Source organism: Nonomuraea sp. MTCD27 (assembly GCF_041950495.1).
Lineage (GTDB): Bacteria > Actinomycetota > Actinomycetes > Streptosporangiales > Streptosporangiaceae > Nonomuraea.
In genome coordinates this window covers 190,564-204,215 of record NZ_JBGNUW010000013.1, presented here as the reverse complement: position 1 = coordinate 204,215, position 13,652 = coordinate 190,564, and the positions used below count along the sequence as shown (strand labels likewise).

Genomic DNA, 13,652 nt, shown 5'->3' with positions numbered 1-13,652 from the left:
AGGTTGTGCAAGGTGCTGCCCGAAATGCTGGTGAACGCGCGGGTACGGGAAATCGCGCTGAACCGGGAAGAGGCCAAACTGGCCAGAGCGCTGGCCGGCAACTGCGCCGACGAATATGTCGCCGCCGACAGTCCCGAATTTCTCGCCGAGGTAAATGTCATCGCACAGGAGCTGCCGCTCGCGCCGCGCCGCGCCGTCAACAGGGCCCGGCTCGACGAGGCCAAGCACGCCGTTCTCATCACCGGGAACATGCTCCGCGACGACCTGCTGAACGACACCCCCGCCCACTGGCGCGACCCGCAGAGCGAGGAGGCCAGGCTGTCCGGCTTCACGCTGATGCTCTGGGCCGCGCTGCTCGGGGACCCGATCGGGTGGACCACCCAGCAGGACGGCCGCATCCTCACCGACGTGCTGCCGGTGGCCGGGCACGAGCAGACGGACGTCAGCTCCAGCAGCCGCAAGGAGCTGACCTGGCACACCGAGGACGCCTTCTCGCCGTACCGGGCCGACTATGTGGGCCTGTACTGCCTGCGCAACCCCGACCTGACGCCCACCACGCTGGCCGCGGCCGACCCCCTGGCGCTGCCCGGATGGGCGCGCGAGACGCTGGCCCAGCCGCGCTTCCTGACCCGGGCCGACGACGCCCACGACCAGGACACGACCAGGCCGGAGACCGGAGCGGTGCTGACCGGGCCGCCCGAGGCCGCGGTGCTGCGCATCGACCGCGACTGCACCGTGGCCGCCCCGGGCGACGAGGACGCGCGGGCGGCGCTGGAGCTCATCTTCGGCCAGCTCGACGCGGGCCTGTACGACTTCGCCCTCGCCCCCGGAGACCTGATCTTCCTCGACAACCGGAACGTCGTGCACGGCCGGCGCCCGTTCCGGGCCCGCTACGACGGCCGCGACCGATGGCTCAGGCGGATCAACGTGACCGCCGACCTCAGGCGGACCCGGGCGGGCAGGAGGAGCGGCGATGACCGTCGAATCGGCTGACCCCCGCCCGATCGGGGACATCGCCCCGGCGCTGCTGGAGGACTGGCTGCGCGAGCGGTACTTCACCCTGCCCGTCGACATCTCCAGCTCCGGCGTGGAGAACTACACGCTCGGCGAGCTCAGGGAACTGCTCGGCATCAGCACGGCGGAGCTCGACGGCATCGCCTTCCGCGACAGCCCCTCGGTGGGCGCGCCGGCGCTGCGCGAGGTGATCGCGCGGCGGTTCGGCAGCCGGCCGGACTCGGTGATGGTGACCCACGGCTCCACCGAGGCGCTGTTCCTCGCCCTGGCCGCGATCGTCCGGCCGGGCGACGAGATCGTGGTCCTGCACCCCGTCTACCACTCGCTGTACTCGATCGCGGAGGTGCTGGGCGCCCGGCTGCGCGTCTGGTGGCTGGACCCGGCCGACGGCTTCGTCCCCGACCTCGACCGGCTGCGCGACCTGCTCAACGAGCGCACCCGAGCGGTGCTGGTGAACTTCCCGCACAACCCGACGGGCACCACGCTGGGGCCCGGCGACTACGCGGAGTTCCTGCGGCTCATCGCGGCGCGGGACTGCCACCTGCTGTGGGACGGCGCGTTCGGCGAGCTCGTCTACGACGGCGACCCGTTGCCCGATCCGCGCCTCTTCCTGGACCGCGCCATCTCGGTGGGCACCCTGTCCAAGGCGTACGGGCTGCCGGGGCTGCGCGTCGGCTGGTGCCTGGCGCCGCCCGAGTTGCTCGCGACGATGGTGAAGGTCAGGGACTACGTCTCGATCAGCACCTCGCCGCTGGCGGAGTTCCTGGCCACGGCGGTGCTCGCGAACGGCGACAGGATCGTCGCCGACCGGCTCGGCCTGGCCGCGCGCAACCGCGAGCGCCTGCGCGGCTGGGCGGCCGCGAACCGGGACGCCATCGACCTGGCCATGCCGCTGGGCGGGGTCTGCGCCTTCCCCGCCGTGCGCGGCGTCACCGACGTGGGCGAGATCTGCGACACGCTGGAGAGTCTGGGCGTGCTGGTCGTGCCCGGCGTCTGCTTCGGCCACCCCGACAGGATGCGCATCGGCTTCGGCGGGCCCACGGAGGTCCTGTCGGACGGGCTGCGCGCGATCACCCGGGTCCTCCGTGGCCGGGTCTGAGGAGATGCCGATGACGGCAGGGAAATACGAGCGCTCGGCGTACCGGGTTCAGGGCGACGACGAGCGCGCCGAGCGGGCGCGGCGCACCGGCGGGCGGCCGATCCTGGAGTTCGGCGAGGGCCCCACACCGTTCGCCGCGTACGTCCGCCCGGACGTGCTGCTGTCGGTGCAGGAGTTCCGCACCAAGTCGCCCAGCGAGCCCGGCTTCCTCATCGGCACCCAGGTCATGGAGCTGCTGTTCAAGCTCGGCCACATCGAGGCGGCACGGGCCCGCGACCAGCTCGACGCCGACGACCCGGGCGCGGCGCTGCGCACACTGAGGCGGCTGCGCCCGGCGCAGGCCCTGATGGCCGCCGCGTGGGAGCTGTTCGCCTCCCTCAGCCCGGCCGAGTACGCCGAGTTCCGCGACCAGCTCGCCGGCGGGTCGGGGTTCCAGTCCTCCGCCTACCGGCAGTGGGAGTTCGTCCTCGGCAACAAGAACGCCGCCATGACCAGGCCGTACGAAGGCGAGGCCGGCCACGGCGACCTCATGCGCGACCTGTCCGAGCCCAGCCTCTACGACGCGTCGCTCCGGCTGCTCGCGCGCAACGGGCTGGAGATCCCCGCCGAGTGCCTGAAGCGCGACTGGACGGCCCCCTACCGGCCGCACTCCGGCGTCGAACAGGCCTGGCGCCAGGTGTATGCGGATCCGGCCCGCCACCACACGGAGCACCGGCTGGCCGAGGCGCTGGTCGACGTGGCCTACGAGTTCGGGAAGTGGCGGGCGGTCCACCTGCTGGTGGTCGAGCGCGTGCTCGGCGGCAAGCCCGGCACGGGCGGGACCAGCGGCGTGCAGTGGCTGCGCCGGTCCGCGGAACACCGGTTCTTCCCCGAGCTGTGGTCCGTCAGAAGTGTCCTTTGAATTGCCGGTCGGTTGCCTCGCCGACTGCCGGTCGATGCAAATTCCCGACCTTAGGCTTTGCATGTGCAGAAAAAATTCCGGAGGTAACGGTGACTAATCCTTTCGACGACGAGAACGGCACTTTCCTGGTGCTGATCAACGATGAGGAACAACATTCCCTGTGGCCTTCGTTCATCGACGTGCCGGACGGCTGGAAGGCCGTGCACGGTCCGGAGACCCGCCGGTCCTGCCTGGACCACATCGAGCGGAACTGGGTCGACATGCGCCCGCGCAGCCTGCGGGAGCAGATGGACCAGGTCCAGACCTGACGTGACCGCGTACCGCGTACAGGACACGACGGTCATCCGGCCCGCGCCGCGGGCGGCGGCCACCAGGTCGCTCGTCTGCCTCGGCTTCTGCGGCGGGGGCACCGGGGCGTACCGGTCGTGGGCCGCGGCCCTCGACCAGCGGACGCAGCTGGCGCTCGTCTGCTACCCCGGCCGGGAGGGCAGGTTCGCCGAGAGCTTCGCCCGGACCTGGGAGGAGCTCGCCGAGGACGCCACGGCGGCCGTGCTGTCGGCGGCCGACCGGCCCTACGTGCTCTTCGGGCACAGCATGGGCGGCTGGATGGCCTTCGACGTGGTGACCCGGATCGAGCGGCAGGGCGGCCCGCTGCCCGCCGCGCTCGTCGTCTCCTCCTGCAACGCGCCGAACCGGGGGCTGACCGAGCGGGACAGGTTCCCCGCCCTCGGCGACTCCGACACCGAGCTGCTGGCCTGGATGGCGACGATCGGCCTGCTGCCCGGCCACGCGCGCTCGGACTCCGGCCTGATGGAGATGGCCTACGAGCTCATGCGCGCCGACATCCGCGTACGCGACTCCTACCGCTACCCGCCGGGAGCGACGACCGGCGTCCCCGTGCAGGTGCTCTGGGGCCGCGACGACCGGGTCATCGAGCCGGCCGTGGCAGCCCAGTGGCGGCAGGTCTGCCGCGGCCGGTTCCGCTGCGACTCCTTGCCCGGCGGGCACTTCTACACCCCCGACGTCTGGCGCGCACTGCCCGCGCACATCGACGCGCTGTAAGGGACAAGCCATGGACGTGACCATCCCCGACCTCGAATGCACGCTCGGCCACGGCGGACCGGCGACGGCCACGGTGACCGGCCTGGACACCGTCGCCGCAGCGGGCGCCTGGCTGGCCGCGGTACGCCCGCGCATCCGCGACCTGCTGGACGCGCACGGCGCGCTGTGCCTGCGCGGCCTGCCCGTCCGCGGCGCGGCCGACTTCGCCGCCCTGCGGGACGTTCTCCTCACCGAGCGGGCGGCCTACCGGGAGAAGGCCACCCCCCGCACCCACGTCGTCGACGACGTCTACTCCTCGACCGACCTGCCGCCCTCGCAGCCCATCAGGATGCACAACGAGAACAGCTACACGCTGAGCTTCCCCGGCGTGCTGCTCTTCTGCTGCCTGACCGCGCCGCCCACGGGCGGCGCCACGCCGGTGGCCGACTGCCGCCAGGTGCTGCGCAACCTGCCGCCCGAGCTGGCCGAGCGGTTCCGTGCCGTCGGCTGGTCGCTGCGGCGCACCTACGGCGAGCACATCTCCCTCGGCTGGCGCACCGCGTTCGGCGCGGACACGCGCGAAGAGGTCGAGAAGTACTGCGCCGACAACCTCATCAGCTGTCGCTGGGGCGAGAACGACACGCTGCGCACCAGGCAGGTGCGCCCCGCGATCATCAGGCATCCCCGGACCGGGGATGAGGTGTGGTTCAACCACGCCGCCTTCTGGAGCGAGCATTCACTCGATCCCGAGATCCGGGACGTGCTTCTCCAGGAATCGGGGCGGGACGGCCTGCCCTTCACGACAGGGTACGGCGACGGCACGGAGCTCAGCGCGGACGACGTGAGCGCCATGAACGCCGCCTACGAAACGGCCGTCCTGCGGCAGGCGTGGCGGGCAGGTGATCTGCTGATCGTGGACAACCTGCTCGCCGCGCACGGCCGCGACCCGTTCCGCGGCGACCGCAGGGTCGTCGTGGCCATGGGAGACCCGGTGACGCTCCAGGAGTGCCGCCCGATCCCGCCGATGTCCGTGTGCGACGGGGGCTGAGATGACCGCCGGCTTTGTCCGTATCCTGCCCGCGCGCGATATGGGGCCGAGATGACCGTCACCTTCCCCGCCGCCCCGCGCTCCGTGGGGCCCGCGCTCGCGGCCGAGCCCGATGACGTGCTCGGCCGGTTCCGCCGGGCGGTGGCCGCCCATCCCGACCGCCGCGCCGTGCGGGCGCCGGACGGCGAGCTCAGCTTCGCCGGGCTGGCGACGCGGGTGGCCAGGGTGGCGGGGGCGCTGCGGGCGGCGGGCGTCGTACGCGGCTCCCGGGTCGGCGTCTGCCTGCCCCGGTCCACCGAGCTGCCCGCGGCGCTGCTGGCGGTCTGGTGGCTGGGCGCGGCCTACGTCCCGCTCGACCCCGCCCACCCGGCCGAGCGGCTGGCGCTCACCGTCGCCGACGCCGGGGTGAGCGCGGTCTACACGGACCGGCCGGAGCCCGGCTGGAGCGTGCCGACCGCGACCGCCCCGCCGCGCGACGACCCGGAGCCCACCGCCCCGCCCGCCTCCCTCGTCGAGCGGAAGCCGGCCGGACCGCCCGCTCCGGCGGGTGAGCACCCGGCCGTCCGGACGTCCGCGCAGGTCGGCGGGCACGACGTCGCCTACGTCCTGCACACCTCCGGTTCGACCGGCCGGCCCAAGGGGGTCGCGGTCAGCAGAGGCGGGGTGTCGGCGCTGCTCGCCTCCCTGGAGCAGGCCGGGATCTACCCTCCAGATCCGGCCACGGTCGGCTGGAACGCGAGCATCTCCTTCGACGCCTCGGTGCAGCAGCTGATCCGCGTGTGCCGCGGCGACACGATCGTGCTGCTGGGCGAGGACGTCCGCGCCGACCCGCCCGCACTGGCCGCGTACGTGCGCGAGCACGACGTCACCGAGCTCGACCTCACGCCCTCGCACTGGGCCGCCCTGCGCGACGACCTCCTGCCCGGCCGGCCGCTGCGGCTGCTCATGGGCGGCGAGCCGGTGCCCGCCGGCATGTGGCGCGACCTGGCCGCCACCCCCGGCTGGCGGACGGTCAACCTGTACGGCCCCAGCGAGTGCACCGTGGACGCCACCGCCGCGCCCGTCCACGGCCCGCACCCGCACATCGGCGGCCCCCTGCCCGGCGTGCGCGTGTACGTGCTGGACGGCCGCCTGCGCCCGGCCGAGGACGGCGAGTTGTTCGTCGCCGGCACCGGAGTGGCCCACGGCTACGTCAACCGGCCCTCCCTGACCGCCGAGCGGTTCCTGCCCGACGTGGTGGCCGGTGACGGGTCGCGCATGTACCGGACCGGCGACCGCGCCCGGTGGGACGCCGACGGCAACCTGATCTTCCTGGGCCGGCTCGACCGCCAGGTGAAGGTGCGCGGTCACCGGATCGAGCCGGGCGAGGTCGAGGCGGTGCTCGGCGAGCGTCCCGAGGTATCGCGCTGCGTGGTCGTCCCGCGCGGCGACGCGCTGGCGGCCTACTACACCGGCACCGAGGCGCCCGGCGCGCAGCTGCGCGAGCACCTGGCCCGGCGGCTGCCCGGCTCCATGGTGCCCGCCGCGTTCACGTGGCTGCCGGAGTTCCCCCGTACGGTCGGCGGCAAGCTGGACCTGGACGCGCTGCCCGTACCGGCGGCGGGAGCCGGGACGGGGCCGCCCGCCGAGGGCCCCGTGGAGGAGCTGATCGCCAGGGTCTGGGCCGGCGTGCTCGGCGTCGACAGCGTGCTGGCCGACGACGACTTCTTCGCCCTTGGCGGCCACTCGCTGGTGGCGCTCAAGGTGGTGGCGCGGGTGCGCGAGCACTTCGGCGTCGTCCTGCCGACGAAGGACGTCTACCGCCACCCCAGGCTCCGCGATCTCGCGGCGCACGTGGCCCGGCTGAGCGGCGGGATCTCATGACCGACGTGGGGGTCGTGCTCCCCGCCACCAGCGCGGCGGGCGCGAGCCGATACGACGTGGTCGCCTCGGCCGGCCTGGCCGAGGACCTCGGATTCGACTCGGTCTGGACCGTCGACCACCTCGCCTTCCGCACCGGGATCCTCGAGCCGGTCTCCGTCCTGGCCGCGGTGTCCGCCGTGACCCGGCGGGTCGGCCTCGGGTTCTCCGTGCTCGTGGGCGCGTTGCGGCACCCGGCCTGGACGGCCAAGCAACTGGCCTCGTTACAGGTTCTGTCCGGTGACCGGGTCCTGCTCGGCGTGGGCGTGGGCGGCGAGTACCCCGCCGAGTGGGTGGCCGCCGGGGTGCCCGTGGAGGAGCGCGGCAGTCGTACCGACGCCCTGCTCGACGTGCTGCCGGCGCTGCTCTCCGGGCGCCCGGCGCGGTTGCCCGCCCCGTGGGACGCCGACGTGCCCGCGCTCGCCCCCACCGGGGCGATGCCGCCGGTCTGGATCGGCGGCCGTTCGGCGGCGGCGATGGAGCGGGCGGCGGGCCACGGCGACGGCTGGCTCGGAGCCTGGGTGAGCCCGGCGCGGTTCGCCCGGCGGCGGGAGCACCTGTGCGCCCGCGCTCGCGAGCTGGGCCGGGCCGAGCCGCGAGCGGGCATCGCCGCGCTCGTCCACGTGGACGACCGCGACCCCGAGCACGCCAGGGCCGAGGCGGCCCGGTTCGTGGGCCTTCAGTACGGCCCGTCGGCGGGGCCGCTCCTGCGGCACGTCATCGCGGGAACCGGCGCCGAGGTGGCGAAGGGCCTGGCCGCGTTCGTCGCCGCCGGGGCCGACCAACTGGTGCTGATGCCGGCCGCGGCCGGCTACGCGGCGCAGTACCGCCGGCTCGCCGCGCTGCTGGACGAGGAGCCGATCGTGCGAGGAAAGGGACCCGTGACATGGCCGTCGGAGTAGTCGGACTGGGCGCGCACGCGCCGGAACGAGTGATCACCAACGCGCACATCAGAGGCTGGACCGGGATGCGGGAGGAGTGGGTCGAGAGAAGGACCGGGATCGTCGAGCGCCGCTACGCCACGGCGGGGACGGTGACCTCCGACCTGGCGGCCATCGCGGCCAACGAGGCGCTGGACGCCGAGCCGGACGCACGCGAACGCCTCGGCGCGCTCATCCTGGCCACCATGACGCCCGACGTGCCGCAGCCGGCGACCGCGGCCATCCTGCAGCACAAGCTGGACCTGAAGACGGTGCCCGCCTTCGACGTGAACGCCGGCTGCAGCGGGTTCCTGTACTCGCTCGCGGTCGCCGAGGGCCTGCTGAGCACGTACTGCCGCGGCGCCCGGGTGCTGGTCGCGGGGGCGGACATGGTCTCCACCCTGGTGAACAGGAAGGATCGCGCCACCGTCAGCATCTTCGGCGACGGCGCCGCCGCCATGCTGCTCGGCGAGGTGCCGGACGGGTACGGCTTCCTGACCACCCGGATGCTCACCGACGGCGAGTACCACCACGTGGTGGGCGTGGACGCCGGCGGCACCCGGATGGAGGTCGACGAGGAGACCAGGGCGGCCGGGAAACACTACGCGCACATGGACGGCCGGGCGGTCAGGGACTGGGTGCTGCCCACCCTGCGCAAGATCGTCGAGCAGGTGCTCGACGACTGCGCCCTCGACCTCGGCGACATCAGCAGGTTCGTCTTCCACCAGGCGAACATCCGGATGCTGGAGGAGCTGGCGGCCGATCTCGGCATCGGGCTGGACCGGGTGCCGCTCACCGCACGCGACCACGGCAACATCGGCGCCGCCTCGGTGGCGTTCACGCTGCACCGGTCGCACCAGAGCCGGCCGCTCCAGCGGGGCGAGCGCATCCTGCTCGCCACGGCGGGCGCGGGCCTGTGCGCCGGCGCCACGATTCTCCACTGGTACTGAACCCGGAGGCGGCGATGCGGAAGACACTCGAAGCGATCATGGCGGACGACCCGGCCGAGCTGGGGTCCCTCCCCGTACCGGAGAGCTACCGGGCGGTCACGGTGCACGCCGACGAGGTCACCATGTTCGACGGCATGAGCTCCGTGGACAAGGACCCGCGCAAGTCGTTGCACGTCGAGGAGGTGGCCACGCCCGAGCTGGGGCCGGGGGAGGCGCTGGTCGCGGTGATGGCGAGCAGCGTCAACTACAACACGGTGTGGACGTCGATCTTCGAGCCCCTGCCCACCTTCACCTTCCTGCGGCGTTACGGCCGTACCTCCCCGCTGGCCGGGCGGCACGACCTGCCCTACCACGTGGTCGGCTCCGATCTGTCCGGAGTGGTGCTGCGTACCGGTGACGGCGTCGGCGCCTGGAAGCCGGGCGACCACGTGGTCGCGCACTGCCTGTCGGTCGAGCTGGAGCACCCCGACGGGCACGGCGACACGATGCTCGACCCCGAGCAGCGCATCTGGGGCTTCGAGACGAACTTCGGCGGGCTCGCCGAGCTGGCCGTCGTGAAGTCCAACCAGCTCATGCCCAAGGCGGCCCACCTGACCTGGGAGGAGGCCGCCGCCTCCAGCCTGGTGAACTCGACCGCCTACCGGCAGCTCGTCTCGTCCAACGGGGCCGGGATGAAGCAGGGTGACACGGTGCTCATCTGGGGCGCCTCGGGCGGCCTCGGCTCGTACGCCACCCAGCTCGTGCTCAACGGCGGCGGCACGCCGGTGTGCGTGGTCTCCAGCGCCGAGAAGGCGGAGCTCTGCCGCAGGATGGGCGCCGAGCTGATCATCGACCGGCGGGCCGAGGACTACCGGTTCTGGTCCGGCGAGCACACCCAGGACCCCCGGGAGTGGCGCCGGTTCGGTGCGCACATCCGCGAGCTGACCGGCGGCGAGGATCCCGACATCGTCTTCGAGCACCCCGGCAGGGAGACCTTCGGCGCCAGCGTCTTCGTGGCCAGACGCGGCGGAACGATCGTCTCCTGCGCCTCCACCAGCGGTTTCCAGCACACCTACGACAACCGCTACCTCTGGATGAACCTCAAGCGGATCATCGGCACGCACTTCGCCAACTACCGGGAGGCGTGGGCGGCCAACCGGCTGATCACCCGCGGCCGGATCCACCCGACGCTGTCCAGGGTGTATCCGCTGTCCCGCACCGGCCAGGCCGTTCACGACGTGCACGGCAATCTGCACCAGGGCAAGGTGGGGGTGCTCTGCCTGGCGCCCGGGCCGGGGCTCGGCGTGCGGGACCACGAGCTGCGCGCCGGGCTGGAGGGCCCGCTCGGCCGCTTCCGCCAGGGGACGTGGTGAGTCGTGACCATCGACACGTCCGTCATCGGCGCCCGCTCGCCCGAACTGACCGTCGAGGTCGAGCGCGGCCGCCTGCGCATGTTCGCCAGGACGATCGGCGAGTGCGACCCCGTCTACACCGAGGTGGCCGCCGCGCGCGCGGCCGGCCACCCCGATCTGCCGGTGCCGCCGACGTTCCTGTTCTGCCTGGAGATGGAGCGCCCCGACCCCCTCGCGTACGTCCGCGCGCTCGACGTCGACCTGGGCCGCATGCTGCACGGCGAGCAGAGCTTCGCCTACCACGCCCTGGCCCACGCCGGTGACGTGCTCACCTTCGACTCCCGCATCACCGACGTCTACAGCAGGAAGTCCCTGGACTTCCTGGTGCGCGCCACCGACGTCACCCGCGGCGGCGCGCCCGTCGCCCGGCTGACCACCGTCATCGTCGTACGTCCCGCGGAGGCCGCCCCATGACCACCCCGCTGCGGGCCGGTGACCGGCTGCCGCCGCTCCGGCTCTCCCCGATCAGCCGCGCCACGCTCGCCCTGTACGCGGGCGCGTCCGGCGACCACCACCCCGCCCACATCGACACGGACGCGGCCCGGGCCGCCGGGCACGACGACGTGTTCGTCCACGGGATGCTCAACATGGCCTACCTCGGGCGGCTGCTCACCGGCCTGGTCCCGCAGGGGCGCATCAGGTCGTACGGCGTGCGCTTCACCGCCATCACGCCGGTGCACGCCGAGCCGACCTGCACCGCGACGGTAACCGGGGTCGAGGGCGGAGCCGCCCGGCTGGACCTCGCGGTGACGCTGGCCGACGGCACGGTGACCCTGCGCGGCACCGCCGTCATCGACGTGGAGACCGACCCGGAGACCGACCCGGAGACCGACCTGGAGGAGGGCACGTGGACAGGCTGACCGGACGTACCGCGATCGTCTCCGGCGCGGGCCGCGGCATCGGCCGGGCCACCGCGCTCAAGCTGGCGGCGGAGGGCGCCCGCGTGGTCGTCAACGACGTCGACCCCGAGCCCGCCGAGGCGACCGTCGCCGACGTCAAGTCCGCGGGCGGCGAGGCGGTGGCCTGCCTCGGCGACGTGACCGAGCCCGGCTTCGCCGGCCGGTTCGTCGAATGCGCGATCGACTCGTTCGGCGGGCTGGACATCGTCGTCAACAACGCCGGCCACACCTGGGACACCGTCGTCCACAAGATGACCGACGAGCAGTGGGACGCCATCCTCGACCTCCATCTCAAGGCGCCGTTCCAGATCCTGCGGGCCGCCCACCCGTACATCAGGTCCCATCCCGTCGAGCACCACCGCAAGGTGGTCAACATCTCCTCGGTCGCGGGACTGGGCGGCAACGCGGGGCAGGCCAACTACGCGGCGGCCAAGGCCGGCGTGGCCGGCCTGACCAGGACCCTCGCCAAGGAGTGGGGGCGCCACCGGGTCAACGTGAACGCGGTCGCCTTCGGCCTGATCACCACGCGGCTGACCGATTCGGCCGCCGGCGAGGGTGCCACGATCACCATGCGGGGCAGGCGGATCAGGGTCGGGGTCAACGCCCGGCTCCTGGAGACGATCAAGGCCACCATCCCGCTGGGGCGGGCCGGCACGCCGGAGGAGGCGGCCGGGGCGGTCTACCTGCTGTGCACGCCCGAATCCGACTACATCAGCGGCCAGGTCGTGGTGTGCGGCGGCGGCTTCACCCTCTGACCGGGCCCGTTCGGCCGGCACCCGCGGCCCGGCACTCAGCGCAGACGCTCAGTGTCGACACTCAGTGCAGACCGAGGAACCGGCGGGTGTTCCTGAGGATCTCGAAGTACACCCCGGCGGAGGTCTCCTTCCGCCGTACGAGCCCGAGCATCAGCAGGGCGTGCACCTGCCGGGCCACGTTGCCGAGCGGCCTGTTCACCGCGGCGGACACGTCCTTGACCGACCAGGCGGGGCTGATCCGCGCGGCCACCGCGAGCAGCTCCCAGGCGGGCTGGTCCAGCCAGCCGATCGCCTGCGGGATGGCGTCGGCCGGGGCCTGCCGCCGTCCGGCGGGGACCGGCCAGCCGGACAGGGCGGCGGGGTCGCGTGAGAGCTCCTCCAGCAGCTCGTCGAGCCGGTGCACCACGCTCCACTGGGCGACCATCTCCAGGGCGGCGGGGATGCCGTCGACCTGGCGGCAGATGCCGGCGATCACCGACGCGTTCGCGGCGTCGAGGCTGAACCCCGGATGGGCGTGCCGGAGATGGCGGGTCAGCAGCCGTACGGACTCGACCTGCTCGGTCACGGCCTCCGCCTCCGCGGGCACGCGCAGCGGGGCGAGCGGCAACATCCGCCAGCCCGCGGCGTGCTGCGGCCGGCGGGTCGTCACCAGCACGCGCAGCCGGCGGCAGCGGCGCAAGAGGGCGAACAGGGCCTCGGCGTGCTCTCCGGAGCTGTCACAACCGTCGAGCACCAGTACGGCGGCCTGCTCGCCGATGGCGCCGGCCAGGGCGGAGATCCCGTCGCCGAGCAGGTCCGTCATGGTGGTCCGGTCGGCCCACAGGACGCACCATTCGCCACTGCCGCCCAGCTCGTGCGCCACCTCCATGACCAGTCGCGTCTTACCGACCCCGCCCAGCCCGACGACCGCCACCAGCCGTTCGCCGGCGTGGACGAGCTCGCGGAGCAGCTCCCGTTCGGCCGCCCTGCCGACCATCTCGCCGGTGGGGACGGGGATCCTCGACGCGCTCCCCAGCGCCTGCGGCTCGGGGGTGTCCTCCGGCAGGCCGGTCGCCGCCTCCAGCGCGGCGCGCTGGGACCCTTCGACCCTCAGACCGTCGGCCAGCAGCTGCACGGTCTCCCTGCGCGGGCTCTTGACCCGGCCGGATTCGAGGTCGCGGATGGCGCGGACGCTGACCGCGCTGAGGTCCGCCAGGGCCTGCTGGGACAGCCTGGCTCGACGACGGTACGAGCGAAGCAGGGATGCCAGGTCTTCGGCGTGTGTGTCGCTGAGCAACGTGCCTCCTTGCCCAGGGCGATGGCGTGCGCGGGAAGGCTGTGCGGTACGCCGGCGGGCGCACGCCGGAACGTGCGCACGCCGGTGGCGCCCGGCCGGTCGGTGCCCAGAAGGAGCCGCACCGGCCGGGAGAGCCGGGTCAGGTGGTGGTGGCGCCCTCGATCAGCCCCAGATGTTGCTGTCGAATCCGTTCACGGGCGGGAGGGGCCGCCCGCCCGCGGCGGTCGGCGGGCAGCCGGTCTCGGCTGCGGCCGTGGCCGTGGCCGTGACCCCGGGCGAGACAGCGATCAGGAGGATGGCGGCGGCGCCGGTGGCGGTGATGCGGATCGCGAGCTTCATGTCTGCTCCTTGGAAGTGGATGCCTGCCGGCGTTCACGTGACGCTGACCTCCCGGCCCCGGCGAACTCACCCCGAGCCGTCCGAGCCGTTCCAGCCGTCCGAGCCGTCCGGCGGCCTTAC

At 73.3% G+C, this 13,652-nt stretch carries 15 protein-coding genes; 13 read left to right on the top strand and 2 right to left on the bottom strand.

The features are described from left to right. Positions 1-12: 12 nt before the first annotated feature. From ACBJ59_RS34250 to ACBJ59_RS34190, 13 genes are all read left to right on the top strand, one after another. The gene (locus ACBJ59_RS34250; protein WP_375114334.1) at positions 13-993 is read left to right on the top strand and encodes a TauD/TfdA family dioxygenase; all 981 of its coding nucleotides are present in this window, start codon (positions 13-15) and stop codon (positions 991-993) included. Continuing rightward, positions 974-2,113 carry a capreomycidine synthase gene (vioD, locus tag ACBJ59_RS34245; RefSeq protein WP_375114333.1) on the top strand — a complete coding sequence of 380 codons (1,140 nt, stop codon included), beginning with the start codon at positions 974-976 and terminating at the stop codon, positions 2,111-2,113. The genes ACBJ59_RS34250 and vioD overlap by 20 nt, the downstream gene beginning before the upstream one ends. 10 nt (positions 2,114-2,123) lie before the next feature. Beyond that, positions 2,124-3,014 (top strand): tryptophan 2,3-dioxygenase, encoded by an 891-nt coding sequence (locus ACBJ59_RS34240; RefSeq protein ID WP_375114332.1) that lies wholly within the window; start codon positions 2,124-2,126, stop codon positions 3,012-3,014. A gap of 89 nt (positions 3,015-3,103) precedes the next feature. Beyond that, entirely contained in the window at positions 3,104-3,322 is a 219-nt protein-coding gene (locus ACBJ59_RS34235; RefSeq protein ID WP_375114331.1) for an MbtH family protein, read from the top strand. Between the two features lies 1 nt (position 3,323). Then, a complete protein-coding gene (locus ACBJ59_RS34230; RefSeq protein WP_375114330.1) occupies positions 3,324-4,076 on the top strand; it encodes a thioesterase II family protein in 753 nt (250 codons plus the stop codon). Positions 4,077-4,086: 10 nt separating this feature from the next. Next, positions 4,087-5,103 carry a TauD/TfdA family dioxygenase gene (locus tag ACBJ59_RS34225; RefSeq protein WP_375114329.1) on the top strand — a complete coding sequence of 339 codons (1,017 nt, stop codon included), beginning with the start codon at positions 4,087-4,089 and terminating at the stop codon, positions 5,101-5,103. A gap of 51 nt (positions 5,104-5,154) precedes the next feature. After that, the gene (locus tag ACBJ59_RS34220) at positions 5,155-6,966 is read left to right on the top strand and encodes an amino acid adenylation domain-containing protein (protein WP_375114328.1); all 1,812 of its coding nucleotides are present in this window, start codon (positions 5,155-5,157) and stop codon (positions 6,964-6,966) included. Continuing rightward, positions 6,963-7,904 carry an LLM class flavin-dependent oxidoreductase gene (locus ACBJ59_RS34215; protein ID WP_375114327.1) on the top strand — a complete coding sequence of 314 codons (942 nt, stop codon included), beginning with the start codon at positions 6,963-6,965 and terminating at the stop codon, positions 7,902-7,904. Before ACBJ59_RS34220 ends, ACBJ59_RS34215 begins: the two co-directional genes overlap by 4 nt. Further along, positions 7,889-8,872: a 3-oxoacyl-ACP synthase III family protein gene (locus ACBJ59_RS34210; protein WP_375114326.1), complete on the top strand. Its 984-nt coding sequence runs from the start codon at positions 7,889-7,891 to the stop codon at positions 8,870-8,872. Before ACBJ59_RS34215 ends, ACBJ59_RS34210 begins: the two co-directional genes overlap by 16 nt. A gap of 14 nt (positions 8,873-8,886) precedes the next feature. Continuing rightward, entirely contained in the window at positions 8,887-10,224 is a 1,338-nt protein-coding gene (gene ccrA, locus ACBJ59_RS34205; RefSeq protein ID WP_375114325.1) for a crotonyl-CoA carboxylase/reductase, read from the top strand. A gap of 3 nt (positions 10,225-10,227) precedes the next feature. Continuing rightward, positions 10,228-10,677, top strand: a complete 450-nt coding sequence (locus ACBJ59_RS34200) for a MaoC family dehydratase N-terminal domain-containing protein (protein WP_375114324.1) — start codon at positions 10,228-10,230, stop codon at positions 10,675-10,677. Then, positions 10,674-11,123, top strand: a complete 450-nt coding sequence (locus ACBJ59_RS34195; protein ID WP_375114323.1) for a MaoC/PaaZ C-terminal domain-containing protein — start codon at positions 10,674-10,676, stop codon at positions 11,121-11,123. The genes ACBJ59_RS34200 and ACBJ59_RS34195 overlap by 4 nt, the downstream gene beginning before the upstream one ends. Next, on the top strand, positions 11,111-11,917 hold the full coding sequence (locus ACBJ59_RS34190) for an SDR family NAD(P)-dependent oxidoreductase (RefSeq protein ID WP_375114322.1): 807 nt from the start codon (positions 11,111-11,113) through the stop codon (positions 11,915-11,917). Before ACBJ59_RS34195 ends, ACBJ59_RS34190 begins: the two co-directional genes overlap by 13 nt. Positions 11,918-11,978: 61 nt before the next feature. Here ACBJ59_RS34190 and ACBJ59_RS34185 read toward each other — a convergent pair whose 3' ends face one another. Further along, positions 11,979-13,193, bottom strand: coding sequence for a helix-turn-helix domain-containing protein (locus tag ACBJ59_RS34185; RefSeq protein WP_375114321.1), 1,215 nt, complete (start codon positions 13,191-13,193; stop codon positions 11,979-11,981). Between the two features lie 162 nt (positions 13,194-13,355). Then, the gene (locus tag ACBJ59_RS34180; RefSeq protein ID WP_375114320.1) at positions 13,356-13,532 is read right to left on the bottom strand and encodes a hypothetical protein; all 177 of its coding nucleotides are present in this window, start codon (positions 13,530-13,532) and stop codon (positions 13,356-13,358) included. Between the last annotated feature and the right edge of the window lie 120 nt (positions 13,533-13,652).